The sequence below is a fragment of the Flagellimonas lutimaris genome (genome assembly GCF_003581615.1).
In the GTDB taxonomy this organism is placed as follows: domain Bacteria; phylum Bacteroidota; class Bacteroidia; order Flavobacteriales; family Flavobacteriaceae; genus Flagellimonas; species Flagellimonas lutimaris.
Map to the genome: position 1 here is coordinate 367,056 of NZ_QXFH01000072.1, position 25,586 is coordinate 392,641.

Annotated in this window: 20 protein-coding genes; 7 read left to right on the forward strand and 13 right to left on the reverse strand. The window is 40.3% G+C overall.

Annotated features, from left to right (window positions below; all coding sequences use genetic code 11):
- The first annotated feature begins 230 nt into the window (after nucleotides 1-230).
- Entirely contained in the window at nucleotides 231-1,343 is a 1,113-nt protein-coding gene (locus tag D2V08_RS11535; RefSeq protein WP_119608292.1) for a DUF2911 domain-containing protein, read from the forward strand.
- A gap of 42 nt (nucleotides 1,344-1,385) precedes the next feature.
- Here D2V08_RS11535 and recG read toward each other — a convergent pair whose 3' ends face one another.
- Complete coding sequence (gene recG, locus D2V08_RS11540) at nucleotides 1,386-3,491, reverse strand: ATP-dependent DNA helicase RecG (RefSeq protein ID WP_119608293.1); 2,106 nt, start codon at nucleotides 3,489-3,491, stop codon at nucleotides 1,386-1,388.
- Nucleotides 3,492-3,537: 46 nt separating this feature from the next.
- Here recG and D2V08_RS11545 point away from each other — a divergent pair, with 46 nt between their 5' ends.
- Both D2V08_RS11545 and D2V08_RS11550 read left to right on the forward strand, forming a co-directional pair.
- On the forward strand, nucleotides 3,538-5,628 hold the full coding sequence (locus D2V08_RS11545) for a M1 family metallopeptidase (RefSeq protein WP_119608294.1): 2,091 nt from the start codon (nucleotides 3,538-3,540) through the stop codon (nucleotides 5,626-5,628).
- The gene (locus D2V08_RS11550; protein ID WP_119608295.1) at nucleotides 5,625-6,539 is read left to right on the forward strand and encodes a patatin-like phospholipase family protein; all 915 of its coding nucleotides are present in this window, start codon (nucleotides 5,625-5,627) and stop codon (nucleotides 6,537-6,539) included. The genes D2V08_RS11545 and D2V08_RS11550 overlap by 4 nt, the downstream gene beginning before the upstream one ends.
- 1 nt (nucleotide 6,540) lies before the next feature.
- On the opposite strand, the gene D2V08_RS11555 is transcribed toward D2V08_RS11550, so the two are convergent.
- The 5 genes from D2V08_RS11555 to D2V08_RS11575 form a co-directional block, all read right to left on the reverse strand.
- Nucleotides 6,541-7,062, reverse strand: a complete 522-nt coding sequence (locus D2V08_RS11555) for a DUF7935 family protein (RefSeq protein ID WP_119608296.1) — start codon at nucleotides 7,060-7,062, stop codon at nucleotides 6,541-6,543.
- 76 nt (nucleotides 7,063-7,138) lie between these two features.
- On the reverse strand, nucleotides 7,139-7,912 hold the full coding sequence (locus D2V08_RS11560; RefSeq protein ID WP_119608297.1) for a coiled-coil domain-containing protein: 774 nt from the start codon (nucleotides 7,910-7,912) through the stop codon (nucleotides 7,139-7,141).
- Between the two features lie 38 nt (nucleotides 7,913-7,950).
- Entirely contained in the window at nucleotides 7,951-9,525 is a 1,575-nt protein-coding gene (locus D2V08_RS11565; RefSeq protein WP_119608298.1) for an FMN-binding glutamate synthase family protein, read from the reverse strand.
- 103 nt (nucleotides 9,526-9,628) lie between these two features.
- Complete coding sequence (locus D2V08_RS11570) at nucleotides 9,629-10,912, reverse strand: amidohydrolase (RefSeq protein ID WP_119608299.1); 1,284 nt, start codon at nucleotides 10,910-10,912, stop codon at nucleotides 9,629-9,631.
- A gap of 14 nt (nucleotides 10,913-10,926) precedes the next feature.
- Nucleotides 10,927-11,466: a DsrE family protein gene (locus D2V08_RS11575; RefSeq protein ID WP_119608300.1), complete on the reverse strand. Its 540-nt coding sequence runs from the start codon at nucleotides 11,464-11,466 to the stop codon at nucleotides 10,927-10,929.
- Between the two features lie 139 nt (nucleotides 11,467-11,605).
- Between D2V08_RS11575 and D2V08_RS11580 the strand changes: the two genes are divergently transcribed.
- Together D2V08_RS11580 and D2V08_RS11585 are read left to right on the forward strand one after the other, a co-directional pair.
- The gene (locus tag D2V08_RS11580) at nucleotides 11,606-13,936 is read left to right on the forward strand and encodes an ATP-dependent helicase (RefSeq protein WP_119608301.1); all 2,331 of its coding nucleotides are present in this window, start codon (nucleotides 11,606-11,608) and stop codon (nucleotides 13,934-13,936) included.
- A gap of 145 nt (nucleotides 13,937-14,081) precedes the next feature.
- Nucleotides 14,082-16,316: an alpha/beta hydrolase gene (locus D2V08_RS11585; protein ID WP_119608302.1), complete on the forward strand. Its 2,235-nt coding sequence runs from the start codon at nucleotides 14,082-14,084 to the stop codon at nucleotides 16,314-16,316.
- A gap of 4 nt (nucleotides 16,317-16,320) precedes the next feature.
- Here the strand turns inward: D2V08_RS11585 and D2V08_RS11590 are convergent, their stop codons facing one another.
- Both D2V08_RS11590 and D2V08_RS11595 read right to left on the reverse strand, forming a co-directional pair.
- Nucleotides 16,321-17,637, reverse strand: coding sequence for a hypothetical protein (locus D2V08_RS11590; protein WP_147374098.1), 1,317 nt, complete (start codon nucleotides 17,635-17,637; stop codon nucleotides 16,321-16,323).
- Between the two features lie 10 nt (nucleotides 17,638-17,647).
- Complete coding sequence (locus D2V08_RS11595) at nucleotides 17,648-18,259, reverse strand: hypothetical protein (RefSeq protein WP_119608304.1); 612 nt, start codon at nucleotides 18,257-18,259, stop codon at nucleotides 17,648-17,650.
- A 237-nt stretch (nucleotides 18,260-18,496) separates the two neighbouring features.
- On the opposite strand from D2V08_RS11595, the gene D2V08_RS11600 reads away from it, so the two are divergent.
- Nucleotides 18,497-19,117 carry an L-threonylcarbamoyladenylate synthase gene (locus tag D2V08_RS11600; RefSeq protein ID WP_119608305.1) on the forward strand — a complete coding sequence of 207 codons (621 nt, stop codon included), beginning with the start codon at nucleotides 18,497-18,499 and terminating at the stop codon, nucleotides 19,115-19,117.
- 56 nt (nucleotides 19,118-19,173) lie between these two features.
- Here D2V08_RS11600 and D2V08_RS11605 read toward each other — a convergent pair whose 3' ends face one another.
- The 3 genes from D2V08_RS11605 to D2V08_RS11615 form a co-directional block, all read right to left on the reverse strand.
- Complete coding sequence (locus D2V08_RS11605; RefSeq protein ID WP_119608306.1) at nucleotides 19,174-20,046, reverse strand: OmpA/MotB family protein; 873 nt, start codon at nucleotides 20,044-20,046, stop codon at nucleotides 19,174-19,176.
- Between the two features lie 96 nt (nucleotides 20,047-20,142).
- Nucleotides 20,143-21,144, reverse strand: a complete 1,002-nt coding sequence (locus D2V08_RS11610) for a glycosyltransferase family 2 protein (protein ID WP_119608307.1) — start codon at nucleotides 21,142-21,144, stop codon at nucleotides 20,143-20,145.
- 12 nt (nucleotides 21,145-21,156) lie between these two features.
- Nucleotides 21,157-21,603: a type I restriction enzyme HsdR N-terminal domain-containing protein gene (locus tag D2V08_RS11615; protein WP_119608308.1), complete on the reverse strand. Its 447-nt coding sequence runs from the start codon at nucleotides 21,601-21,603 to the stop codon at nucleotides 21,157-21,159.
- 26 nt (nucleotides 21,604-21,629) lie between these two features.
- Here D2V08_RS11615 and holA point away from each other — a divergent pair, with 26 nt between their 5' ends.
- The gene (gene holA / locus D2V08_RS11620; protein WP_119608309.1) at nucleotides 21,630-22,631 is read left to right on the forward strand and encodes a DNA polymerase III subunit delta; all 1,002 of its coding nucleotides are present in this window, start codon (nucleotides 21,630-21,632) and stop codon (nucleotides 22,629-22,631) included.
- A gap of 4 nt (nucleotides 22,632-22,635) precedes the next feature.
- Here the strand turns inward: holA and D2V08_RS11625 are convergent, their stop codons facing one another.
- Both D2V08_RS11625 and D2V08_RS11630 read right to left on the reverse strand, forming a co-directional pair.
- The gene (locus tag D2V08_RS11625) at nucleotides 22,636-23,013 is read right to left on the reverse strand and encodes a DoxX family protein (protein WP_119608310.1); all 378 of its coding nucleotides are present in this window, start codon (nucleotides 23,011-23,013) and stop codon (nucleotides 22,636-22,638) included.
- A gap of 98 nt (nucleotides 23,014-23,111) precedes the next feature.
- Nucleotides 23,112-25,523: an alpha-ketoacid dehydrogenase subunit alpha/beta gene (locus D2V08_RS11630; RefSeq protein WP_119608311.1), complete on the reverse strand. Its 2,412-nt coding sequence runs from the start codon at nucleotides 25,521-25,523 to the stop codon at nucleotides 23,112-23,114.
- Between the last annotated feature and the right edge of the window lie 63 nt (nucleotides 25,524-25,586).

The window sequence follows — 25,586 nt, forward strand, 5'->3', positions numbered from 1 at the left end:
CAACGCTCATTTTTAGCAAAATCAAGGAATGTTAACAAATGAATCTTTCCCATATTAATATATCACGAAATGTATCTACTGAACTTGAAGTTCTTGGTATTAACCAATTGAATTTTAATCTATTCTTTGGTTATTTAACATTGTTGTAACGCAGCTTACTCTTGAAGCTGACTATTTTAGGAGTTTAAATTAAAACTTATCCAATAATCAATTAAATCAAAAAACGAACCATGAAAAAATTCTATTCAAACTTTTCGGTCACGACTCTCATCGTTGCCTTTTTTATTACAAGCGCGACTAATGCGCAACTTGATTTTTTACCGCGTGGCAGTCAAAAAGCAAAAGTTTCACAGCGTATTGGAAACACTGATGTAACCATTATTTACTCGAGACCCAGTGTTAATGGACGTGAAGTTTGGGGTACGCTGGTGCCTTATGGTATGAACAATTTAGGATTTGGGACAGCTGCGGAATCACCTTGGAGAGCTGGAGCTAATGAAAACACCATTTTTAAAACCACTCACGACATTAAGATTGGTGGAAAAACACTTTCAGCAGGAAAATATGGTTTACACATGGTTGTAAATGAAGATAACACGGCAACTATTATTTTTTCCACCAACGATGGTGCCTGGGGTAGTTATTTCTATGAACCATCTGAAGATGCACTAAGGGTAGATGTAACTACTCAGGAGAGCCCGCATGTGGAGCAATTAACCTATAGCTTTGATGATGTTACGGCGAATTCAGCCATGGTATCATTGAAATGGGAGAAAAAACAGATTCCTTTTAAAATTGATGTGGATGTTACCCAAAATGTTTTGGCCGAAATCCGACAACAACTTCAAACATCTCCTGGTTTCAACCGTCAGAGTTGGGAACAGGCAGCAAATTTTGCATTGAACAATGGGGGTGATTTGGATGAGGCCTTGGGTTGGATCAATGCAGCTATTGAAGACCAGTTCTTTAGTGAGAAAACCTTTAACAACCTGAGCATTAAATCACAGATACTAGCTAAACAAGGTAAAACGGAAGAGGCAGATGCCATAATGGATGAAGCTTTGCCATTGGCAAACGTTTTACAAGTGCACGGTTACGGAAGACAGTTGATTGCACAGGGTAAGAAAGACAAGGCCTTGGAAGTATTCAAATGGAACGCCAAAAATCATAAGAATACGTGGCCTGTAGATTTTGGTTTGGCCAGAGGATATTCGGCTGTTGGAAATTATAAAACGGCCCTCAAACATCTCAAGATTGCTGCAGACAAGGCTCCAAACCAGCCCAACAAGGATGCAATTGCTGCAGGCATCACCAAACTGCAGGAAGGTAAGGATATCAATTAAAACGATAATTAATAGAAAGCCTGGCGAAAGCCGGGTTTTTTGTTAACTGATATAGTTCCAAATGGTTTTGTTGGCCATCATTTTGGAAAAGGCATTTAGAATAGGGGCATTTTCTGCTTTTTCGAGCCTTGGGTCTTGTTTGAGCAATTGAATGGCGTAATAACGGGCTGTTTTCAGGATTTGATTGTCCTTGACAATATCTGCAATCTTAAGATTCAGCATCCCACTCTGTTGGGTGCCCATCAAATCACCAGGGCCCCTAAGTTTAAGGTCAACCTCTGCAATTTCGAAACCATCATTGGTGCTGACCATGGTTTGTAGACGGGTTTTGGCATCTTCGGATAGTTTATGACTTGTCATCAGAATACAGAAGCTCTGTTCTGCACCTCGTCCTACGCGACCGCGTAGCTGGTGCAGTTGTGACAATCCAAATCGTTCTGCGCTTTCAATGATCATTACGGAGGCATTGGGCACATTCACACCCACCTCAATAACCGTAGTGGCGATCATAATTTGGGTTTCACCTTTTACAAAACGTTCCATTTCGTAATCCTTATCCGCGGGTTTCATTTTACCATGTACAATGGAAATTTGGTATTCGGGTTGCGGAAAATCACGGACAATGCTTTCGTAACCATCCATTAAATCCTTGTAATCGAGCGCTTCTGACTCTTGAATCAGAGGATAGACAATGTAAATCTGTCTGCCTTTTTTGATTTCATCTTTGATGAATCCAAACACCTTCAGTCTATTACTGTCGTATCGGTGAACCGTTTTGATGGGTTTTCTTCCAGGAGGCAGCTCATCAATCACCGAGATGTCCAAATCACCATAAAGGCTCATGGCCAAGGTTCTGGGAATGGGGGTTGCTGTCATCACCAAGATGTGGGGGGGCGTCTGATTTTTATGCCACAACTTCGACCGTTGCGCCACCCCAAAACGATGCTGTTCGTCCACAATGGCCAAACCCAGGTTCCGAAACTGCACTTTATCCTCCAAAACAGCATGTGTGCCCACAAGAATGTTCAAATTACCATTTTCCAATTGATTGTGCAGCAAAGTGCGTTCGGACTTTTTAGTGGAACCGGTCAATAGGGCAATCTTAACGTCCATATGCTCCAACAGTTCCTTGAGTCCGTTGTAATGTTGAGTCGCCAAAATTTCGGTAGGTGCCATCAAACAGGTCTGAAAACCGTTGTCAATGGCCAAAAGCATACACATTAATGCTACAATCGTTTTCCCTGACCCCACATCGCCTTGCAGCAATCGGTTCATTTGGGCATTACTACCCAAATCGTTCCGAATTTCCTTAATTACCCGCTTTTGGGCATTCGTGAGTTCAAAAGGGAGGTGTTTCTTAAAAAACTCGGTAAACTTTTCGCCTACGGCAACAAAGGGCATTCCTTTTATTTTTTGTTTCCGTTGTAAATTTTGGGATATCAATCGCAATTGCACAAAAAACAACTCTTCAAACTTTAATCGAAATTGAGCTTTGGCCAATAATTCTTGATTCTTCGGAAAATGAACATTAAAAAGCGCTGCACTCTTTGATATCAACTTCAATTCTTCCAAAAGGTTTTGGGACAAGGATTCAGGAAATTGGCCCTTGCACTCTACAAACAACTGTTGCATCATTTTACTGATGGCCCGATTGGTGATTCCTTTTTTACTTAATTTTTCCGTAGAAGGGTAGATGGGCTGCATCACCATTTTTAATCCTTGTTGATGCTTTTGCAAAGTTTCCATCTCGGGGTGGGGCATTGAGAAAGTACTTCCGTATTTGTTCACCCTACCAAAAACCACGTAGGGTTCGTTCAGTTTTAAATTTTCCTTGATCCATTTAAGCCCACGGAACCAAACGAGGTCCATTTGTCCTGTTTCATCTACAAAAGAGGCCACCAAACGCTTCCCCCGTTTTTGTTCCACCGTTTTTAGATGGACAATTTTCCCCACCACTTGCACATCGGCACCGCTGGGTTGCAGTTGATTAATTTTATAATAACTCGTCCGGTCCAAATAGCGGTTGGGGAAGAGGTGGAGCAGGTCCCTAAAGGTCTCAATGCCCAATTCGGCCTTTAGTACATCGGCCCTGTTCGGACCAACTCCTTTGAGATATGCTATGGGAGTTTGCAGAAAATTGGGATTCATCGAACTAAAATATGTAATTTGGAAGGACTTTTGATAAGATGATGGTATGAAGCTGAGCCCCATAGTCGTTTTTTTCTTATTTGTACAGTTCTTGTCCGCCCAAGTTCAGGATAAGGTAGACTTTGTCCACGCCAATGTTTCGATTGAACCCACACCATCCGAAAATCGCATAAATGGTAACGTGACTTATCAGTTTGACGTAATTGAAGATGTGAGTTCCTTTTATCTTGATGCTGTAAATCTTGAGTTTTCATCAGTTTTTTTGGATGATGCAAAAATAGACTACGATTACAATGGTCGAAAAATAACCATCAAAAAAATGATGGAGAAAGGCGACACCCATTTGCTGAAGCTGGATTATATTGGCAAACCCAAACAAACGGTATATTTTTTAGGTTGGGACGATGGTGTCAGGAACAATGAACAAGTTTGGACGCAGGGACAGGGGAAATATACCAGTCACTGGTTACCCAGTTTTGATGATATGATGGAAAAGGTAGAGTTTGATCTTGAAATTATCCTGAAGCAAGATTATACCGTAATCGCCAACGGAAAGTTGGTCAAACAAGACACCTTGCCCGATGATAATGGATATTTATGGCAGTTTGATATGGAAGAACCAATGAGTAGTTATCTTGTAGGTTTTGCCATCGGGGATTTTGATAAAAAGGACATTCAATCCAGTTCAGGAATGCCTATTGAACTCTATTATGAACGAAAAGACAGTTTAAAAGCTGAACCTACATATCGGTACACTAAGCATGTTTTTGACTTTTTGGAAAACGAAATCGATGTTGCCTACCCATGGAAGAACTACAAACAAGTTCCCGTTCAGGATTTTCTCTATGCGGGAATGGAGAACACCACTTGCACCATCTTTTCGAATCAATATGTGATAGATTCTACCGCCTTTATGGACAAAAACTACGTGAATGTAAATGCTCACGAGATGGCGCACCATTGGTTTGGCGATTTGGTTACCGAAACCAGCAGCGAACACCATTGGTTGCACGAAGGCTTTGCCACATTTTACGCCTACTTGGCGGAAAAGGACATTTTTGGTGATGATTATTTCTATTGGCATTTATTGGAAACAGCCAAAGCCTTACAGCGTTTTTCTGGTGATGATGGAGGCGAGGCGCTTCGCAATCCGAACGCTGGCAGCCTTACATTTTACGAAAAAGGTGCTTGGTCCTTGGTAATGCTCAGAGATAAAGTAGGAGAGGAAGCTTTTCAGCGAGGCGTGCAGAACTACCTAAACAAATATGCCTTTAAAAACGTGACCATCCCCAATTTTATGGAGGAACTGGAAAAGGTTTCGAACACAGACCTTGAAGATTTTGAGAAGCTGTGGTTGGAGAATCCTGATTTTCCTTATAATCAAGTGATTTCGTTTTTAAAGGAGAAGAATACATCCATCAAAACATATTTTGAGCTGAAAAACAAGATAGCGAAGCAACCTGAAAAGACCGAAACCATTTTAAAACGAGCTTGGAAAAGATTAATATCAAACCAACTAAAAGAAAACCTGGTTTTGGATTATGGTGATAAGCTGTCCGCAGCATTTTTGGGTACCATCATCAAATCTGAAGATTTAAAAGTAAGGCAAGCTGTTATTTTGTCTCAAAATAAAATCCCTGTGGAGCTTCAAACAGCGGTCGAGGGACTTTTAAACGATAAGAGCTACACCACCATAGAAGCTGCTTTGTACCGACTGTGGACTGACTTTCCCCAAAACAGAAGCAAATATCTCAATGAAACTGATGGAATCACAGGGTTTCCGAATAAGAATATCCGATTGTTATGGTTGACCCTCGCCTTGGTGACTCCTGAGTACAATCCAGATTCAAAAGCTTTATATTTTGATGAATTAAGCGGTTATACAGGTTCCGAGCATCATTTTGAAACCCGTTTGATTGCATTCCAATACTTAAAAAGTATTGGTGGTTTTACCGATACCGTACTAAAAAACTTAGTGGAGTCTTGTAGTCACCATGTGTGGCATTTTAAAAAGTCGGCCAGAGAAATATTGAACGCCTTTTTGCAATCTGAGGGGAATACAGCCCGCATTAAAGGGCTTTACCCTTTGTTAAGTCAGCAAGAAAAACAATATTTGGAGAAAACTTTAGGTGAATGAGGGCATTGGTCATTTCGGGAGGAGGTAGTAAGGGTGCCTTTGCTGGTGGTGTTGCCCAATTTTTGATTCAGGAAGCCAAACACGATTACGATTTGTTCGTTGGAACTTCTACGGGTAGTCTATTGATTTCACATTTGGCATTGAATAAATTGGATAAGATTAAAAACATCTATTCAAACGTCAACCAAGACAGTATTTTCAACAATTGCCCTTTCATTATTAAGAAAAAACACGGCGTTGAGACCATTGCCATCAACCATTGGAATGTGATCAAAAACTTTATCAAGGGCAAAAAAACCTTTGGGGAAAGCGAAAACCTACGGAAATTAATTCGAAGATCCATTACGATTGAAGAGTTCAACGAATTGAAGCAAGGTAAAATGGATGTGGTAGTTACGGTGTCCAATCTATCGTTGAACCAAGTGGAATACAAATCCATCAACGATTGCACGTACGATGAGTTCTGTGACTGGATATGGATTTCCTCCAACTACACACCGTTTATGAGTTTGGTCAAAAAGAATGGCTGCGAATATGCAGACGGTGGATTGGGTACCTTGGTGCCCATCGAGGAAGCTTTGCAGCGAGGTGCAACTGAAGTAGATGTGGTGGTTTTGCACACCGAAGTTAACCATTTAAACCGCATGTCATCCAAAAACCCTTTTGATCTCATTACCACCATTTTCGGATTTATGTTGGACCGTATCGAGAATCAGAATATCCGAATCGGTAAGTTAGTGGCGAACCAAAAGGATGCAATCATTAATTTCTACTATACGCCAACAGTTCTCACCACAAACTCATTGGTTTTCAATAAAGAAAGAATGACATTGTGGTGGAAGCGTGGTTATTTATACGCCAAGAACAAGAACGAGGAAACTAGTCCAATAGAACCTGAACGGCAGGAATAGATTATTTCCAAAGGTCAGTTACTTCCTTCTTTACAAAGGCCAAAGCTGCATTGGATGGAGACTCTTTCTCCATGGTCTGGTTGAGAATATCTTCTCGAAGTTTATCCGGCGAATCAGTTTCACTCATCCCAGCAGAACGTATGATTTGAATCGTCGTATTCTTAGCTGTTTTAATGATGTTCCAGCAAGAATCTGACATGTATATCTGCTGTGATAAGTTGTGTTCAAACTCCGTCTCAATCTGTTTGATAAGCAAGTTCTCATAATCACTTTTGTTTTTTCCTTTAGGAGCTACGCGTACAACAAGACTGTTCAATGCGATACGTTCCAAGAAAAGTGCCATGCGTTCGTAGGCCTGTAAACGAATGGGCAAAGTTTCCTTTTGGGAATCTTTGTGCAGTAAAAATCGTCTGCGTCCATCTTCGTTTCGAGTGTGCAATCTAAAGAAATAGAAAGCCACAGCACCGGTAACAACTGCTGGTAACAAATAAGCAAATAACTGAAGGATTTGATCTCCACTCATAAGGTAGTCTGGTTTTTTATTGATTTTACACTACCAAGAACGCATCAAATTTCTAAAAAGTATGTTGGATGAAAGGTTATTGCCCACCTTTGGCACTTTCTTTGGCCTTGGCATAAAAACCTTTGTAATCTGGTTGTAATTTGATATTGATACCTTCTTTGAAATTGCCGTCTTTGGCAGAAATTTTAATGCTTTCCGCAGGAATCTCCAAAACGGTCACCAATTCCGAAGCAACCGATGCTACTTGATTGTAAGTCGGTCCAAATTCGCCAGTAATGTTCAAGCCTTCAACCTCTGCTTTGAAGTTGGGGTTCGATTTGATAACATCGGCAACACCGGCCAGCCATGTTTTGCCCTCTTCGGTCAATTCTGCCGAAGTATCCGAACTAAAAAGAGTATTTAAACTGTTGCTAATAACAACAACGCCCGCCTCTACGCCAACTTTGGCATTTTCGCCCAAGGTCTGTTTTATTCGAGTTAAAGAAACAATGGCAGTGGAATCGTTAGCAGATATCATATCGTTGATACCGCTCAATTGCCTTTCCTTTCTTGCCAAAGCTTCCATCGCGCGGTCTACGTTATCCGAGTTTTGTTTTGACAGTTCCGAGAAGTTGCTCAAGTTGCCCAGCAGGGTGGCATTGGCATCACGCAGGCTTGCATTTTCCGACCTTAAAGCTTCGGCCTCTGCATTGCTGGAGGATATTTCACGTTTTGCCTTGGCCAATTCCTGCTCCACCTCCGAAATTTTGGATTTAAGCGTATCAATTTCAGCAAAAAGCTCACTTTTTCTTTGGGAAAAAGCACTTGTAGTTATTACCAGAAGCAGGATAAGGAGTAAATTTCTTTTCATAAGTAGTACAATTGGTTGTTTAACTATTTGGGTCTAAATTATAATGTTTTTTCCAATGCTGGTTTTCCACCTAGGTGTTTACAATCAAAAAGATGTTGCATGGAATCAAATTCTACATTTTCTTTTTGATATCTATATACCGATTTCAAATCGCTGCTAAGATAATCATCATCTACGTTTACTTGCACATCATCCATCTTAAATTGACAAGGATGCTCGTAGCCCGCAGCATGCGTGATTTCCAAAAGCTCTTTTCTGAATGTTTTGAAGTATTGGGCCAATCTATCTGATTTTAAAGGCACGTTGATACCGTTTTGGCGCCATTTGTTCTGAGTGGCGATACCAGCGGGACATCGGTTGGTATGGCACACTTGAGCCTGGATGCAACCTATACTCATCATCGCTTCTCGGGCTACATTGATGCAATCGGCACCCATGGCGAATGCCATGGCCGCTTTTCCTGGGAAACCAAGCTTTCCGCTACCAATGAACACAATTCGCTCTGTAAGTCCATACTCCATAAACAGACTATAAATTTTGGAAAAACCATAGGTCCAAGGTAATGAAACATGGTCGGCAAAACTTGGAGGAGCGGCACCGGTTCCACCTTCACCACCATCAACAGTAATAAAATCGGGACCTTTTCCTGTCTTCTTCATTAAATCGGCCAATTCTTTCCATTGGTCAATTTTCCCGATAGCTCCTTTAATGCCTACGGGTAATCCAGTCTCTTCTGCAATCGATTCAATAAATTCTAAAAGCTCTGGAATGGTCAAAAAAGCTTTGTGGGTAGGAGGGGAAATAACATCTTCGCCAACCTCAACCCCACGAATCTCCGCAAGTTCTGGGGTAATTTTTGAGCCAGGGAGTACTCCACCTTTTCCTGGTTTAGCTCCTTGGGAGAGTTTTATTTCAATGGCTTTGATGCAAGGGTTTTCATCCACCAAGACCTTTAATTTGTCCATAGAGAATCCACCATCTCTAGATCGAACGCCAAAATAGCCTGTTCCAAAATGGAAAATAACATCCCCGCCCTTTTTATGATAAGGGGATAGTCCACCTTCACCAGTGTTGTGGTACGCGCCACATTTTTCTACACCCTGGTTCAAAGATTCTATGGCAGCAGCGGACAAAGAACCAAAACTCATGGCCGAAACATTGATTATGGATGCAGGACGATAGGGTTTTTTACGTTTGTTGTAAGCTCCCATCACCTTGGCGCAGGGCAAAAAACATGGATGCTCATTGTTTGGGTGATTTTCAGGGGCCTGAAACCCAATCATCGCATTTTTGATGAAGATATGTTGGTGTTTGTAAATATCCCTGTCGGTTCCGAAGCCCTCATAGTTGTTCTCTTTTTTTGCTGATGCATAGATCCAACCTCGTTCAATACGGTTAAAAGGAAGTTCTTCCCGGTTATTGGCCACAAAATACTGGCGCATTTCAGGTCCAATGCTCTCCAACCAATAACGAAGATGACCTACAATGGGGTAATTGTGGCTAATTGTGTGTGCTTTTTGGAAAAAGATATCGCGTATGGCAATCAAGAGCAGGAAAATCAATATCCACACCCACCATTGGATATTGGCCAGAAAATCAAGAAATGCTTCCATTTGTAGAATTTGAAGTAGTAGCTACAAATATCAAGCCCCGATATCCAAATTCCAAATACTGGAGGATATTGGGGCTTAAAATTTTATTTTTATTAAAGTTAGCTTATTTACTTCTGTCCAAGAAATCCAAAGCAATGTTGGTCATGGCTTTTACACCTAACAACATTCCACTGTCATCAATTTTAAAGTCGGGTGTGTGGTGTGGATAATGCTCGTCAGGGCCGGCATTTGGGTTTTTACCTCCCAAGATAAAAAAGAAACCGGGTACCTCTTTTTGATAGAATGAAAAATCCTCTGCGCCAGTAGTGGCATTTACCAAGTGAACATTTTCCTCACCGGCAACTTCTTTAAGGCTTCCTAGTGACGCTTCTGTCAATGCTGGGTCGTTGTATGTTATCAGAGTACCTTTGGCTATGTCCACAGTAGCTTCTGCGCGATATGCCTTGGCAATATCGGCGGCCATTTCCTTCATTCTCGCATTCAATTTTTCCTGCATATCATAGTCCAAAGTACGGATGGTACCCACCAATTCGGCACTCTCTGGTATGATGTTGTTCCGGACACCACCAGTAATTTTACCAACGGTGATCACGGCAGCTTCTTTTGTTAACTCCATTTCACGACTGATGATGGACTGAAAGCCATCGATAATTTTAGCTGCCACGTAAATTGGATCGATTCCTCCCCAGGGTTGGGATCCATGTGTTTGTTTTCCTTTGATATTAACCACAAAACGTTGTGCTGCTGCCATGGCACCACGCGGTTTATAGGCAATTTGACCAACAGGAAGGTAGGAGCCTATATGAAGACCGTAAATAGCATCTACTTTTGGATTGTCCAAAACTCCTTCCTTTACCATCAATGCTGCACCGCCTTCTTCTCCTGGAGGCGCTCCCTCTTCGGCAGGTTGAAAAATGAATTTTACAGTTCCACGAATCTTGTCCTTGTTTTTGGCCAATATTTCTGCGGTCCCCATTAAAATTGCAATGTGTGTGTCATGTCCACAGGCATGCATTACGCCAACCTCTTGTCCCAGATAATCGGATTTTACTTCCGATTTAAAGGGAAGGTCGTTTCTCTCCGTTACGGGTAGGGCATCTATATCCGCTCTAAGGGCAACTACTTTTCCTGGTTTATTTCCTTTTAGAATTCCCACAACTCCTGTATGGGCTACACCTGTCTGTACTTCAATACCCAGTGATTTAAGGTGTTCGGCAATTTTTTCAGCCGTTTTGAACTCTCGGTTGCTCAATTCGGGATTTTGGTGAATATCGTGTCGCCATTCGATTACTTTGGACTCAATGGCGGCAATATCCTTTTCCAACCCGTGTTGGGCGTACATTGATAAACTTGCAGAACAGAGTGCAAGTACTAAAAATTTTTTCATAATGATGTGTTGGTTTATAATTTAATTGGACGGTATCCTTGGTTTTGTAATTGGATGTTGGCTGTCATTGCAGATAGCGCAATCTTAACTCCAGGAATCAAATCTTCTTTTGGAAGGCCCCTTGTTTTTGATGATTGCCCGCACATGATGACTTCCACACCTACATTCAATAAATTTTCAACCAATTCACGGTTTGGGTTGTCCACCTCATATCTTTTTTGAAATGCTTCATCTGACAACAGGTTTCTGGCTGCGCTTCCATGTACAATAAGTGCAACTTTTAATTGGGAGAGTGGAATCCCGTTTTGTGCATGCATATTTAAAAAACGCGCAACCGTGTTCAGGTTTCTATTAATCTCCGTATCGGATTCTGGACCATCCTTGACATCAAAAACTACCTTGAATTCCTGTGAAGTGTCAGTTTTGAAGTCGGGATTGTCTATTTCCCAAACAGCTCCATAGTCTTCTATAATCGGGCCTGATTTGGTTTTTTGGGAAATTCCGGAAAATGTCATAAAAAGTAAAAGAAATAGGGGGAAAGGGTAAAAATTCATCAGCAATATTAATTGAGAGTCTAAATATATTCAAAAAACAACTTAAATCCGACAACAGTGTTTATAAAAAGTGAAAGGTTCATTTTAGCAAAAGGTCAATATTGGCTAATTTCACGCCTACTTTAAAAAAGCTTCGCCCTTGAGTACTTTTATAGATGAATTGAATGATGCGCAGCGTGCTCCGGTACTGCATAAGGATGGACCTTTAATGGTGATTGCAGGTGCAGGCTCCGGGAAAACCCGTGTGCTAACTTACCGTATTGCCCATTTAATGGAACAAGGGGTGGACTCCTTTAATATTTTGGCCCTTACGTTTACCAATAAAGCGGCACGTGAGATGAAGAAAAGAATCGCCACGATTGTTGGGGATTCTGAGGCCAAGAACCTTTGGATGGGTACGTTCCACTCTGTTTTTGCCAAATTGCTTCGTTTTGATGGTGACAAATTGGGGTATCCCAGCAATTTTACCATTTATGATACACAGGATTCCCAGCGTTTGATTGCTTCCATCATTAAAGAGATGGGACTGGACAAGGATATCTATAAATACAAGCAGGTTCAGAACAGGATTTCATCCTATAAAAATAGTTTGATAACCGTCAAGGCTTATTTCCAAAACCCTGAATTGATGGAGGCCGATGCCATGGCCAAACGTCCAAGATTGGGAGAGATTTATCAGAATTATGTGGACCGATGCTTTAAGGCAGGTGCCATGGATTTTGATGACCTTTTATTGCGGACCAATGAGCTGTTGACCCGTTTTCCTGAAGTGTTGATGAAATATCAGGACCGATTTAGATACATTTTGGTGGATGAGTACCAGGATACCAACCATTCGCAATATTTGATTGTAAAGGCACTTTCCGATCGCTATCAAAACATTTGTGTGGTAGGGGATGATGCACAGAGTATTTATTCCTTCCGTGGGGCTAACATTAGTAATATCTTGAATTTTCAAAAGGATTATGACGATGTGGCCATGTACCGTTTGGAGCAGAACTATCGTTCTACCAAAAATATCGTCAATGCTGCCAATTCTATTATAGCCAACAATAAAAACCAGTTGGAGAAAAATGTATGGACATCCAACGATGATGGTGGGCTTATACAAATTCACCGAAGTGTTACCGATGCAGAGGAGGGACGTTATGTGGCAGGTTCTATTTTTGAGAACAAGATGCAACAGCAAATGCAAAATGGTGATTTTGCCGTATTGTATCGGACCAATTCACAATCTCGTGCCATAGAGGATGCGCTTCGTAAACGTGATATCCCTTATCGCATTTATGGTGGACTTTCCTTTTATCAACGAAAAGAAATTAAAGATGTGCTGGCCTATTTACGGCTCATCATCAACACAAAAGATGAAGAAGCGCTAAAGCGGGTCATTAACTTTCCAACTAGGGGAATAGGACAAACTACCGTTGACAAACTTTTGGTGGCAGCAAACCATTACGGTCGTTCCATTTATGAAGTAATGGAGCATTTGGATAAGCTTAATTTGAATATCAATGCGGGAACCAAGCGCAAGTTGACGGATTTTGTCACCATGATCAAGAGTTTCCAAATCATGAATGAAGGTTCTGATGCTTTTACCCTAGCAGAACATGTGGCCAAAAAAACAGGTCTTCTATTGGAGTTTAAAAAGGATGGTACTCCAGAGGGTATCGCCAAGATGGAAAACATTGAAGAGCTTTTGAACGGTATCAAGGATTTTGTGGAGGGACAAAAGGAAATAGCTGATGCCACAGGAAGTTTGACCGAATTTTTAGAAGATGTGGCCCTTGCTACGGATATGGATAAGGATATTGGAGATGACGACCGAGTTGCCCTGATGACCATCCACTTGGCCAAGGGATTGGAGTTTCCATATGTATATATTGTTGGAATGGAAGAGGATTTGTTCCCTTCGGCCATGAGTATGAACACGCGAAGTGAGTTGGAGGAGGAGCGAAGATTATTCTATGTGGCATTAACGCGTGCCGAAAAACAAGCATTCCTCACGTATACCCAGAATAGGTACCGTTGGGGTAAACTTATCGATGCTGAACCCAGTCGATTTCTGGAAGAGATAGAAGAGCAGTATGTGGAGAACTTGACTCCTGTGAACGATGGGTACCGGTACAAGTCCATGATCAACAAAGACATTTTTGGCGAGGTGGACAAAAGTAAGCTTCGACAAATTAAGCCTCAAAATGGAACGCCACCAAGTACACAGAAACCAAACGAAAGCCAACTGCGGAAGTTAAGGAAGCTAAAGCCTGAAATTTCTGCTCCCGCAAAGCCTATGGATTTAGACCCAGGTTTGGTGACAGGGGCACGAGTGAACCATACCCGCTTTGGAAGAGGAAAAATACTTAATATTGAAGGTGTAGGGAACGATAGAAAAGCGGAGATCCATTTTGACCAAGGCGGCATCAAAAAATTATTGCTGCGTTTTGCTAAACTTGAGGTTTTGGATAATACCTAATTTAAATTTTCGCTTTCTGATAATAAACCATCATCGGTTTAGGGATTTTCTAAATAATTTTTGGGAGTCTACATAGGTGGGTAAAAATGCTTAAATTCAGAGCTAAATTTTTGAGCTTTTACACCAAACCAACCAACTTTCCCCTATGAAAAATCTCTTTCTCAAACCTGTGTTTCTTGCAGTATCTATTCTTATTGTTACCCTTTTTGGAGTTGCTGGCTATCATTATGCATTAGGATACCCAGCTTGGGCAACCATGCTGGCCGGAATACTGATAGGTATTGTATTGCTTGTCCTATTGAAAATACTATTGACCTGGCTGGCACCTTTGGTAAAGAAAGTACCGCTAACCTTTGTCACAACTCTATTTGGTGGGTTTTTAACCTTGTACATCTTGCGGATGTATGCTTTTAGATGGCCCTCCGTTTTATTTTATGGTCTTTCATTTTTTGGTTTTATCTGCTTAGTACTGCTCACTTTAGGTCTTCGGCAAATCATTAAAAAGAATAACGCAAAAGCAGGTACTCCACTTGTTGTTTTAAGTGTTGTTTTAGTGGTGTTGGGATTTTATGGATTCAATTCCTTGGATGGTGATCCCTATGAGGATACATCATCAGCAGAAGAAACTGTCGATGTTACCTATTTGAGCGAAATGGGTATTGAAAATCCAGCTACAAAAGGAAACTTTGAGGTAGATGTTTTTACTTACGGAAGTGGAACAGATGAAAAGCGACCTGAATACGCAGAGGGTGTCAAAATGAAAACGCCAACGGTCGATGCTTCTTTATTGCTGCCTGAGTGGAAGGGTAAAAAGAAAAAATGGCGAGAAAAATATTGGGGCTTTGGAGTAGATAGTTTTCCATTGAATGCCCGTGTTTATATGCCGAAAGGCGATGGCCCTTTTCCCATGGTAATGATGGTACATGGTAATCATAGTATGCTCGATTATTCAGATGGCGGGTACGCCTATCTAGGAAAAGTTTTGGCCAGTAGGGGAATCTTAGGGGTCTCTGTGGATGAGAATTTTATCAATGGACATTGGTCCGGTGATTTTATGGGCAAAGAAATGCCTACTCGTGGATGGTTATTGCTCAAACATTTAGAACAATGGAAAAAATGGAATGAAGACAGTAGTTCTGATTTGGCTGGCAAAGTGGACTTGGATAATATTATACTTGTGGGCCATTCCAGGGGAGGGGAAGCGGTATCCATTGCAGCGGCCTTCAACACATTGGATAGGTTCCCTGATAATGGAAATGAAAAGTTCGATTTTGGTTTTGGTATTAAAGGTGTCATTACAATAGCTCCAACGGATTATAGGTACAAACGTGAAATTAGTTTAAAAGACATTAATTATTTATCCATTCAAGGTGCATACGACTCGGACGAGACCAGTTTTTGGGGCATGCGACCTTATCACCGTCTTAAATTTTCGGAAAATTTTGAAGGGTTCAAAGCCGGTTTGTATATGAATCACGCCAATCACGGTCAGTTTAACTCCACATGGGGGCGGTCTGATTTTGGTGCGCCCATGAAATGGTTGCTCAACCTTAAACCTTTGGTTAAGGGAGAAGAACAACGACAGGTTGCCAAAGTTTATGTGAGCGCTTTTGCGGAGGCCGTTCTTAAAGGGAGCAAAGTTTATCAGCCCATGTTCAAAAACGTGGATTTGGTAAGCGATTGGTTGCCCAAGGAAGATTACAGGAGCCAATACAGCGATATTTACAAAAATGTACTGGTAAATTTTGAGGGTGATTTAGATGTAACCAGTTCGCCAAATGGAATAAAACTGTCTGCAGAGAATTTCAAGTTCTGGCGCGAAACGGAATTGGAATCTCGAGATGGTGGAAGTCAACAGAACAATGCCTTAGTTCTTGGCTGGCAGTATGGTGCAAATGCCAGTAAGGATTCTATCCCGATTTACAGCATTGCTTTACCAGATACAATATCTGATTTTGGTATGGTTGATACACTAGCACTATCTATGGCAATGGGAAACATTTCTGAATTAAAAACTAAGGATAAAAAAGGTAAAAATATCGAGGCACCAAAAATCGGTTTTAATTTTAGTGTGGTGCTTAAAGATAGTTTAGGGAATTCCGCTTCGGTAGCGTTGGATAAAGAGAATAGGCTTCCTAGTACCATCAAAACCAAGTTTACCAAGTTTAAATTTTTAGATAAGGATATGATTGGTAAGGACTCGGAGGTACAATTGAAGAGTTGTTATATCCCAATCTCTTCCTTTTTAGAAAAGACTGATAGCCTAAAATTGAATAAACTACAAAGTATCCATTTGGTTTTTGACAAGGACTCTCTTGGTGTAGTTGTCTTGGATGATATTGGATTTTATAAACGAGTGGAACGGGATACCATCCAATAAGGGCTCATTCAGAAAAGCCACAGAATTGCTGTCCTGTTGGCATTATTGTTGGGTATTCTGAACGATATTCCAATATGAAAGTTTGGAAGTATGCTGTTTGATCTCCATAGTTTGCGACACACTTAGGTTTTTCTCCAATATTGTTTTTTTCTATAGGCTGTGCAACCAAAACTGCCTCATCATGGAGTTTTATTCCCGCTTGAGAAATACTGGCGATGTATTCCTGTTTTGTGATATCGTAAACTAATAGGGGGGAGTGGTTTGAAGTTCCAGAAAGTCTCACAAACAAATATTGTTTTTGTTTGGCCAGTAATCTTGCGTAATACGATTTAAAAGGCAGTACTACGGGCGTCTTATCATTTTTTTTCATGATTTTTAACAAGGTAGTTTCTTCGTCTGGATCGTAGTTATGCTCTATTTGGATAGAATCCTTAAAAACAAGTGTAAAGGAAGTTAAATTTTCCTTTTGAGTTGTGTCGATAGGTATTTCCGATCCTTCTAAATAGCCATTGTCATAATTCTTAGGACCATTAAAAGAGTCCGAGTTTACTGGGAAATCTATTTGAGATGTTTGCTGTTGATAGTTTTCTCCATCAAAAGAAAGGACGCTGTAGGTTAATCCCCAATCATTGTATGGATAGGTTTTATTTGGGATAAATATTTTGGAAGCATCATTGCTTACTATAAAATCAATGGGTCTGCCCAAAGTGTAATCGGTGGTGATCGAGCTTTGGTTTTTGGGAAATATGTCAGTTTTTTTCAAACCGTTCTCCACAGTAAAGGCATGAAGCGAGGAATAAAAATCAACACCGGATAATTGACCCAAACCTTTGAACAGATAAACAGGCTGTTTTGTTTCCCGATAAAGATTATAAATATCGGTGCACCTCACGGAAAGCTTATCCAAAGAGAACGATTCAATTTTTTGATTGTTCGTATGCAAGGCAATGGACTTTATTTTAGGGTTGGAACCACCCAATCTAGAATCCCAAGAGAATATGACTATCGATGTATCCTGTGCGATGGCGAGAGTCAAACTTTCATCTAATTTATCAGTTTTTGTAAAGTTTGCAAGAATATCCGGACTGCTTACTTCTTGAAGTATTTCAGTTATATCCCGATTGAATTGGTTGGCTTGTTTTGTAAAATTGGGATTATTGATTTCTAGTTCATCAAGATTGTGAAGAAGGGTGGTGATTGAGTCTACCAGCACTATACAATTACTGAATTTAGAGGTTTCTTGAGCATCCTTCATATCCGCTCTTTTACATTGAAAATGAAATAGAGCAATAACTTGCAGAATTATAAGTGGTTTGCTCAATCTTAAAAGGTTAGTTGTATGTATTGTCGACATATGTTTCTTCTATCGTGGGAATCGATGACTCCACTAGATGTTCATTGGCTATAGTGTATCCATTTATGGCTGGTTCGCGTAAAATCGTTTCTCCACTTAAAATATAGATGGTTTTATTGTTGCTTTTTTTTCTGGAAGCTATTCCCCTGTAAATCATGGATTCACCATATAAGGATGTGGCATGTAACTTATCGTTGGATTTGAAAAGTGCAATGTTCTTGATGCTATGTCCTAAACAATCCATCTTTGTGTTCCAGGAGAACACCCCAATATGCTTGTCTTCAGAAAAGACAAAAGTAATTTGGTACTCATTCTGTTGATAGGCTTTTACCAACTTGTCGAATTCTTCAGTAAATCGAATGTTTTCAACAATTCTTCTCATTTTTTCATTGATGATCACTATTTTATCCAAATTTTTGCAATCAACAGTATCCAAATCTTGAAGTTTCGTCAATAAGGTATCCATTTCTGCCAAAGTAGCAGTCCCATGGAAAGGTGTGTTGTTGGATTTATAAGAGTTGTTGCAACTGGTTAAATATATTTGCGATGCAAAGCATACAACTAGTGAAACGAGTGTCCTTAATTTCATAGGGATGCAAATTTTATATAAAGTTCAGGTATATATATCAACGGCAATGGTCGTAATCAATCAATCACCCATATGGATTGATGAATGGGCTATTTCACTTTATAGAGATTTCAATCTTACAATAAGTACAGTGCATTACTAAATATTTGGCACGGATGTGGGAAGCATTCATTTGGCTGTAATATGTAGTATCTTTGTTGTTGATCCTATAGAAATTAGGACCACATAATTCTACCAATGGCCGAGTTGATAAAACTTTACGAAGAGAACCCGAATCCAAAGCAGGTCCAAAAAGTTGTGGATGTTCTTAGGAAGGGCGGACTTGTTATATATCCTACGGATACGGTTTACGGTCTTGGTTGTGATATTACCAACTCAAAGGCTTTGCAGCGAATTGCAAGAATTAAGGGAGTGAAGCTGGAAAAAGCCAATTGGTCCTTTATTTGTGCAGACTTGAGTAATTTATCGGATTATGTTAGGCAAATTGACAGTTCAACATTTAAAATATTAAAACGAACCCTTCCTGGACCTTATACTTTTATTTTGCCAGGAAACAACAATCTGCCAAAAGATTTTAAGAAAAAGAAAACTGTGGGTATTCGCGTGCCGGATAATGCTATTGCCAGGGCATTGGTATCCGAGTTGGGACATCCTATTGTATCTACATCCATCAGAGACGACGATGATGTTTTGGAGTACACTACGGACCCAGAACTTATTTTTGAGAAATGGCAGAATCTTGTAGATATTGTTATTGATGGGGGCTACGGAGATAATGTGGCATCCACGGTAATAGACCTTTCCGGAGAAGAACCCGAAGTTGTGCGGGAGGGCAAGGGAAGTCTTGAAATTTATTAAATAAAAAAAGCGGCCATTTGGCCGCTTTTCTATTTAAGCTATTACTTGCTTATTTCTTATTTGCCTGTACCACCAATGGCAGGATCTTTCATTCCTTCTTCGATCATGTTATAGAACTGATCGATTTTTGGAAGTACAACAATTCTTGTTCTTCTATTTTTAGCTCTGTTCGCAGATGTGTCGTTGCCAACAAGAGGTACGTAGTAGCTTCGTCCAGCAGCTGTCATTCTAGCAGGGTCTACGCCAAAGTCATTTTGTAGAATTCTAACAACAGATGTTGCTCTCTTTGCACTAAGGTCCCAGTTGTCCAATAGCACACCACTTCTGTAAGGTACGTTGTCGGTGTGGCCTTCTACCATAAATTCAAAATCAGGTTTGTTGTTTACCACTTTAGCTACTTTACCAAGTACTTCTTTGGCAGCACTGGTTACGTTGTAGCTTCCGCTTCTAAACAATAACTTGTCAGAAATGGATACGAAAACGACACCTTTTTCAACACTGATTTCGATGTCTTCATCGTCCAAGTTGCCCAACACACCTTTAAGGCTCTGAACCAAAGCAAGGTTCACAGAGTCTCTACGTGTAACGGCATTTTGTAGTTTTCTAATGGTAAGGTCTTTCTCTTGAAGACTCTCAAGGGATTTCTCAAGGTTTTCAGCACCTTTTGTGGTAAGCGTGGTCAAGTTGCCCATATTGTTGATGAGCTCTTGGTTGTTTGCCTTTAGGAATGCATTTTGGTCTTCAAGTGTTTTCAACCTAGAACTTGCAGTTGCTTTTTCTTCCAAGCAATCGTTGAGCTTAACGGTTGCAGAGTTCAATAGGTCTTGCGTTTCTTTTTGTTTGGCTTCAAGATCTGCATATTTCTTTTGCGATACGCAAGAAGATAATAGAACTGTCATCGCCAATGTTCCTAGAAAAATTTTTTTCATAGTTCAGAGTATAATTTAAGGATTGTTAGATATATCAAATGTTAAAAAACTACACCAAAATTAGATAAAAAGCAAGGCTCCTATATTTCGGCTTCGTTAATCTTTTACTAAAATGTTAAAACTAGCTACTTGATGTACGAAATAGGACCATACTATGGATGTCGTTACATAGTATTTTAATATAAAGTTAGCTTTTTCGCGCTTTCTGTACATTTTTATAAAGTTAGCATAAAAACTGAGATGAGCCTTTAGGATTGCGAAACAGTGATCAAACTTTAATTGAAAAATAAATCGGATTGCAGCAACGGCATCTAGTAGTAAGCGAACAAAAACTATGGGCATGGCTTTTTTTCTGGGAAGGTTCTTGGTAATGGAGTAAAGGGAGTTCCTAAAGTTAAGAAAGGTTTTCTTTGGGTTCATGTTAGACAATGTACTGCCCCCAAAATGATAAACTTCGCTTTGTCCAACATAATAAACCTTATGCCCTGCATTTTTGGCTCTCCAACATAAATCAATTTCTTCTTGATGGGCAAAATAATCCTCATCAAAACCTTCTAGCTCTCGGAACACTTCACTTTTTATAAACATACATGCACCGGTTGCCCAAAATACTTCTTTGATGTCGTTATACTGTCCCTCGTCTTTTTCAATGGTTTGGAAGATTCTTCCCCTACAAAATGGGTACCCAAACATATCCAAAAAACCTCCTGCAGCTCCCGCATATTCAAAATGATCTCTTTGGTTAAGGTCCAATATTTTGGGTTGGATGATGGATGTATTAGGAAGGGATTGAAACGCATCTTTTATAGGCTCCAACCAATTTGGAGTAACCTCGACATCGGAATTTAATAGACAGAAAACATCTGCCTCAATATTCTTAAGCCCATCATTGTATCCTTTGGCAAAACCTCCATTGGATTTATTTTGAACAATACCAACTGTAGGATATTCTCTTTTTAAAAAATCGATTGAACCATCTGTACTTGCGTTGTCTACAACATAAATATCTGCACCTTTGGAATACTCCATAACAGAGGGCAGGAACCTTTCCAGTAAGGTTTCCCCATTCCAATTGAGTATGACTACGGCGATTTTCAAAACGGAGGCAAATTAACGGCTAAAATCAGGAATATCCTCTAAAAACCTATATTTTTCATTGGTGTGGTCCATTTCGCAATAGTAATGTCCCAAACCGTTGGTCACCATAAGGTACTCGGCTTTTAGTTGATAGTTGTACCGTGCTATCTGATCAAAAGTGGACTGTGTGATTTTTACCTCTGGTGCCTTGCACTCGATCAAAAGAAAAATAGAGCCATCCGGATTAAAAACAACAACATCGTAACGTTTCTTTAATTTGTTTACGGTAAGTTGTTTTTCCACATTGATAAGGCTCTTCGGGTAATTTTTTGTGAACACCAAATAACGAAGCACATGCTGGCGCACCCATTCTTCGGGTTGGAGTACCACAAATCTTTTACGTATCCCGTCAAAAATGTACTGTTTATTTTGGCTATTTTTGATTCGAAATGAATAAGGTGGAAAGTTCAAATCTTGCATTCTACAAAACTGGTGATATAATTTGAATGGACAAAGTAAAAGAGATTGTATCAGAAATTAACAATGGAAATCCAAAACCCATCTATTTTTTAATGGGAGAGGAGCCCTATTATATAGACCGAATCTCTCAATACATCGCAAATAATGTGCTTACGGAAGATGAAAAAGGTTTCAATCAGATGGTGCTTTATGGCAAAGATACCTCTGTAGATGAAGTAGTTTCCAATGCCAAGCGGTTTCCTATGATGGCACAATACCAAGTGGTTATTGTCAAAGAGGCGCAGCACCTTTCCAGGACTATAGAAAGTCTTGTTTCATACGCTGAGAATCCCCAGCCAACCACAATTTTGGTACTTTGCTACAAATATAAAAAGTTGGATAAGCGCAAAAAACTCTATAAAACCATTCAAAAGAGTGGAGAGCTTTTTGAAAGTAAAAAACTGTACGAAAATCAAGTAGCGGATTGGGTAAGAAGAACCTTGGCCAGTAAAAAGTACAGGATTTCTCCCAAGTCTTGTGTGATGCTTGTGGAGTTTTTGGGCACAGATTTGAGCAAGATCAGCAATGAATTGGATAAATTGACCTTGATTGTGCCTCCAACAACAGAAATCACTCCTGAACTGATTGAAGAGCATATTGGTATCAGCAAGGACTTCAACAACTTCGAATTAAAGAAGGCAATCGGTGAGCGGAATGTCAAAAAAGCTTCACGGATCATTGATTATTTTGCCCAAAATCCAAAGGATAATCCGTTTGTGGTAACGATTACATTGTTGAACACTTTTTTTACGCAATTGTTACAATACCATGGGCTTAAAGACCATTCTCCGGGCAACGTAGCCAAGGTCTTGGGAGTAAACCCATATTTTGTAAATGAGTACGTAGTAGCGGCAAAGAACTATCCTATGAAAAGGGTAAGCGGTATTATCTCGAGCCTTAGAACCTTGGATTTAAAGGGCAAGGGAGTTGGCGCCAATAATATGGCCCAAGCCGATTTACTTAAGGAACTTCTGTACGAAATAGTTTAATCATTTACTTTTTGTCCACACTGTATTTGCCAGGACCAAGAAGCATTATTGCAATAAAGGTTACTAAATAAAGTAAGGCCTTTTCTTTAACGTTAAAGGGGTCTGCAGAATGAATCATAAAAGCGGCAACGAACATGGTAATGGCAGTAGGTATGGCAGCCCATCTTGTTTTGAAACCAATAATGATTAGAACGGGGCAGATAAACTCGGCTACAACGGCCAAAAAGAGTGAAGGAGCTTGACCAATTCCGAATGGATTGGCAAATTCCGTATTGCCATTGATAAGATTCATAAGTTTTGGATAGCCATGGGTAAGCATAAATACTGAAGGTACAATTCTTAGTAATGCTAACCCTGCGTGTGTGGAAGTGTTATTTTTCATGTGGGGAAATTTAGTCCCCGTGAAAATATAAATTAAGTTTTAAAAAACGTAACAATAATCGACGAAAAGCATTTTTGAATCACCTCCCCTAAAAACTGCTACCTAAGCGCTGGAAATGATTTTGGATCGGATTCGTGCATGATTTGGTATACTTTCTCAAAAATATCCTCAGCATTGGGCTTTGAGAAATAATCCCCATCCGAAGCATATGCAGGACGATGGGCTTTCGCAGATAAAGTCTGTGGTGCACTGTCTAAATACCTGTAACCACCTTGTTTTTCAACCACTTCTTGCATTAAGTATGCAGAACATCCACCGGGAACATCTTCATCAATCACCAAGAACCTATTGGTTTTCTCTAAACTTTTCACCACATCGTGCTCTAAATCAAAGGGGAGCAATGATTGGGCATCTATTATTTCGGCGTCTATCCCGACTTCCAAAAGGTCTTGAGCGACTTGCTGTACAATTCGTAGTGTGGAACCGTAGGATAACAAGGTAATATCCGTTCCTTCTTTGAGTGTTTCCACTTTACCGATTGGCGTGCAGAACTCGCCTAAATTGGTAGGTTTCTTTTCTTTTAAGCGATATCCATTTAGACTTTCAATGATCAAGGCCGGTTCATCACTTTTCATAAGTGTATTGTAAAAGCCAGCAGCCTGAGTCATGTTTCTAGGGGCCAGGACATACATCCCCCGAAGTAAATGAATCAATCCGCCCATGGGTGAGCCTGAGTGCCAGATTCCTTCTAAACGGTGTCCTCGCGTACGTACAATGAGCGGTGCTTTTTGTTTTCCGACAGTTCTGTACATTAAAGTGGATAAATCATCACTCAATGTTTGGATGGCATAAAGAATATAATCCAAATACTGTATTTCGGCTATGGGGCGCAACCCGCGAAGGGCCATGCCAATTCCTTGACCAATTATGGTGGTTTCCCGTATTCCGGTATCAGCTACTCTAAGTTTGCCGAATTTTTTCTGAAGACCTTCGAGTCCTTGATTAACATCTCCTATATTTCCGGTATCCTCACCAAAGACCAAAGCCTCAGGATACTTACTGAACAATTTATCAAAATTGTCCCTCAAGATAACTCTTCCATCTACCTCATCAGTATCATCAGTATAGGAAGGGGGTACAGGCTCAATTTTTGTAGCCTTATTGCCTACTTCGTTGTACAGGTGTGATCCGTATTCATATTCGTGGGTTGTGATGAAGTTATCCACCCATTGTTGAAGCTGTTGTTTTTCTGGGGTGGATTCTCCCAAAAGATAGCGTAACGCTTTTCTTGATTTAGAGGCTAAATCCTTTTTGAGAGGTTCTTCAATAGCAATTAAATCGTTTTTCAGTTTGGTGATGAAAGCTCGATTTGGACTTTGTCCAGCTGCTTTGTCGAGCAATTGCACCAGTAGTTTTTTAGCTTCCAACTGAGGCTTCAAAAACTCTGACCATGCCTCTTTTTTGGCTGCACGTACCTTATGCTTTATTTCTCGTTCAACTTTTTTAAGCTCCTCCTCAGTGCTTATTCCATTGTCGATAATCCATTCCCTGAAACGTTTGTTGCAATCATTTTCGCGCTCCCACTCCAAACGTTCCGTAGACTTATATCTTTCATGAGATCCAGATGTAGAGTGACCCTGGGGCTGCGTGAGCTCTTTAACATGGATGAGTACCGGAACATGACCTTCACGAGCTATGTCCGAAGCATTTTCAAAAGCATGGATTAGGGCCGTATAGTCCCATCCATTTACTTTAAGTATTTCAAAACCTTGATTGTCCTCATCGCGTTGAAGTCCGCTAAGTGCTTCCGAAATGTCACCTTTGGTGGTGTGGTATTTTGAAGGTACGGATATCCCATATTCGTCGTCCCAAATACAGATTACCATGGGAACTTGCATTACTCCTGCGGCATTCAATGTCTCAAAAAAATGTCCCTCACTGGTACTTGCATTTCCTATAGTTCCCCAAGCTACTTCATTTCCGTTTTTGGAGAAGTTGGTCTGATCAATGCCCTCTACATTACGATATATTTTGGATGCTTGTGCTAGACCCAATAATCGAGGCATTTGACCTGCAGTACAGGAAATATCGGCACTACTGTTTTTTTGTTCGGTCAGGTTCTTCCATGAACCATCTTCATTCAAACTATGGGTTACAAAGTGACCACCCATTTGCCTTCCGGCACTCATGGGTTCTTTTTCTAAATCGGTGGTCGCATAAAGTCCATGAAAAAATGCTTTTGGATTTAAATATCCCAGTGCCATCATGAAGGTTTGATCACGATAATAACCGCTTCTAAAATCACCATCCTGAAATGCTCTTGCCATGGCCAACTGTGGTAGCTCCTTGCCATCACCAAAAATTCCAAATTTAGCTTTCCCTGAAAGAACTTCTCTTCGTCCCATTAAGCTACATTCCCTGCTGGTGACAGCAGTCTCATAATCTTGAAGAATTTGAGATTTGAAATCGTCAAAAGAAATATCGTTACTTGTACTTGGGTTGGGTTTCATGGATTGTTGAAGATTTATGCAAAATTACTAAAAATCCATCAAAATTGCAATACGCACATGCGT

Coding starts and splice junctions, on each gene's coding strand:
- D2V08_RS11570 (WP_119608299.1), bottom strand. CDS start 10,912: ATGAAAAAATTTTTAGTACTTGCACTCTGTTCTGCAAGTTTATCAATG.
- D2V08_RS11545 (WP_119608294.1), top strand. CDS start 3,538: ATGAAGCTGAGCCCCATAGTCGTTTTTTTCTTATTTGTACAGTTCTTG.
- D2V08_RS11600 (WP_119608305.1), top strand. CDS start 18,497: ATGGCCGAGTTGATAAAACTTTACGAAGAGAACCCGAATCCAAAGCAG.
- D2V08_RS11565 (WP_119608298.1), bottom strand. CDS start 9,525: ATGGAAGCATTTCTTGATTTTCTGGCCAATATCCAATGGTGGGTGTGG.
- D2V08_RS11605 (WP_119608306.1), bottom strand. CDS start 20,046: ATGAAAAAAATTTTTCTAGGAACATTGGCGATGACAGTTCTATTATCT.
- recG (WP_119608293.1), bottom strand. CDS start 3,491: ATGAATCCCAATTTTCTGCAAACTCCCATAGCATATCTCAAAGGAGTT.
- D2V08_RS11575 (WP_119608300.1), bottom strand. CDS start 11,466: ATGAATTTTTACCCTTTCCCCCTATTTCTTTTACTTTTTATGACATTT.
- D2V08_RS11615 (WP_119608308.1), bottom strand. CDS start 21,603: ATGCAAGATTTGAACTTTCCACCTTATTCATTTCGAATCAAAAATAGC.
- D2V08_RS11585 (WP_119608302.1), top strand. CDS start 14,082: ATGAAAAATCTCTTTCTCAAACCTGTGTTTCTTGCAGTATCTATTCTT.
- D2V08_RS11630 (WP_119608311.1), bottom strand. CDS start 25,523: ATGAAACCCAACCCAAGTACAAGTAACGATATTTCTTTTGACGATTTC.
- D2V08_RS11625 (WP_119608310.1), bottom strand. CDS start 23,013: ATGAAAAATAACACTTCCACACACGCAGGGTTAGCATTACTAAGAATT.
- D2V08_RS11595 (WP_119608304.1), bottom strand. CDS start 18,259: ATGAAATTAAGGACACTCGTTTCACTAGTTGTATGCTTTGCATCGCAA.
- holA (WP_119608309.1), top strand. CDS start 21,630: ATGGACAAAGTAAAAGAGATTGTATCAGAAATTAACAATGGAAATCCA.
- D2V08_RS11555 (WP_119608296.1), bottom strand. CDS start 7,062: ATGAGTGGAGATCAAATCCTTCAGTTATTTGCTTATTTGTTACCAGCA.
- D2V08_RS11550 (WP_119608295.1), top strand. CDS start 5,625: ATGAGGGCATTGGTCATTTCGGGAGGAGGTAGTAAGGGTGCCTTTGCT.
- D2V08_RS11560 (WP_119608297.1), bottom strand. CDS start 7,912: ATGAAAAGAAATTTACTCCTTATCCTGCTTCTGGTAATAACTACAAGT.
- D2V08_RS11535 (WP_119608292.1), top strand. CDS start 231: ATGAAAAAATTCTATTCAAACTTTTCGGTCACGACTCTCATCGTTGCC.